Genomic DNA, 1322 nt, shown 5'->3' with positions numbered 1-1322 from the left:
TGTGGCCGGGTTGCGGTGATCATGTGGTCCTGTCCTGGATGAAGTCAGCGGCCGGTCGTGCCGTCGAATAGTTCGCGGAGGATGTCAGCGTGGCCCGCGTGGCGGCCGGTTTCCTCGATCATGTGGGTGAGTGCCCAGCGCAGGCTGGGAGCGGAACGGCCCGGCCGCGGAACCGGTGCGCCGAGATCGGTGCAGCTGGCGAGTATTTCGTTGGCCCGCTCGACCGCCTCGCGGTAGCGGGCGACGACCTCGGCCACGGTGTCGGTCGGTGCGGCCTGGAACGTTGCCTGCCAGTTGGTGACCCGGTCTCCGAGGAACATCGAGCGCTCGACGAAGGTGAGATGCCGGAGCAGGCCGAGCAGGTTCGTGCCCGACGGCACCGCGGCCGTTCGCACCTGCGGTTCGGGGGCGCCCTCGACCTTCGCGGCGATCGCGGCCCGCAGATAGTCGAGAAAGCCGCGCAGCACCTCGGCCTCGCTGCTTCCGGTGCGGGGCGGCGGAGTGTCGTTGCGGCGCTTGGCGGTTGGCACGATGGCCTCCTTCGCAGGGGTTAGGCGGTGCGGCGGATGAGCAGGACGTGGTCGGTGACCTCGGCGGTGCGCCCGTCCGGGCCCGTCGCGGTACGGCGGGGCGTGTCGGCGCGCTCGACCGTCCACGTCGCCGGATCCAGGTCGATTCCGGCCGCGACCTCATGCGGGGACGGGTACCGGACGTCGGGATCCTGATTCCACGACCAGGGCGCGGTCGAGCCGTGGTCGACGACCAGCAGCCGCCCGCCCGGCCGCAGCGCGTAGGCGGCCAGGCGCAGGACGGCGACTCTGTCGAGGTCGAACGGGGTGTGCAGGTAGTGAGCGGAGACCAGGTCGAACCGCCCCGCGGGAAAGGACTCGCGCAGGTCGTGCCGCTCGCCGGCGATCCGGTCGTCCAGGCCGTGTGAGCGGGCGAGGCCGGCGAGCCGCTCGATCGCCACGGCCGAGATGTCAACTGCGGTCACCCGCCAACCGCGCCGGGCGAGCCACAACGCGTCGCCGCCGTCGCCGCAGCCGAGGTCCAAGACGTTGCCCGGTGACACATCCGGAACCGTCTCGGCGAGAAGAACATTCGGACGCGGGTCCGCGGGCGCCGGCCGGTCGGCATACACCGCGTCCCAGAACGTGACCGCATCGGTGGTGGTCATCGAGACTCCTTACTGTCGGAATAGGCTGAGTCTCATCCGGCGCACCAAGGTCTGGCACGCAATCTTGCGGTTCCGGCAAGATGGGCGCATGGACCCCGAAACAGATGACGTGCTCGACGCGGTGGGCCCGCGGCTGCGTGCGTTA

Annotated in this window: 2 protein-coding genes; both read right to left on the bottom strand. The window is 70.5% G+C overall.

The window, feature by feature from the left end; all coding sequences use genetic code 11:
* Nucleotides 1-44: 44 nt before the first annotated feature.
* The gene (locus tag AB0J47_RS42230; protein WP_364360346.1) at nt 45-530 is read right to left on the bottom strand and encodes a DinB family protein; all 486 of its coding nucleotides are present in this window, start codon (nt 528-530) and stop codon (nt 45-47) included.
* Nucleotides 531-550: 20 nt separating this feature from the next.
* Entirely contained in the window at nt 551-1177 is a 627-nt protein-coding gene (locus AB0J47_RS42225) for a class I SAM-dependent methyltransferase (protein WP_364360343.1), read from the bottom strand.
* Between the last annotated feature and the right edge of the window lie 145 nt (nt 1178-1322).

This window comes from Nocardia sp. NPDC049737 (assembly GCF_040674755.1).
In the GTDB taxonomy this organism is placed as follows: domain Bacteria; phylum Actinomycetota; class Actinomycetes; order Mycobacteriales; family Mycobacteriaceae; genus Nocardia.
The sequence above is the reverse complement of the archived record's forward strand: the minus strand, read 5'-3'. Positions and strand labels throughout refer to the sequence as shown.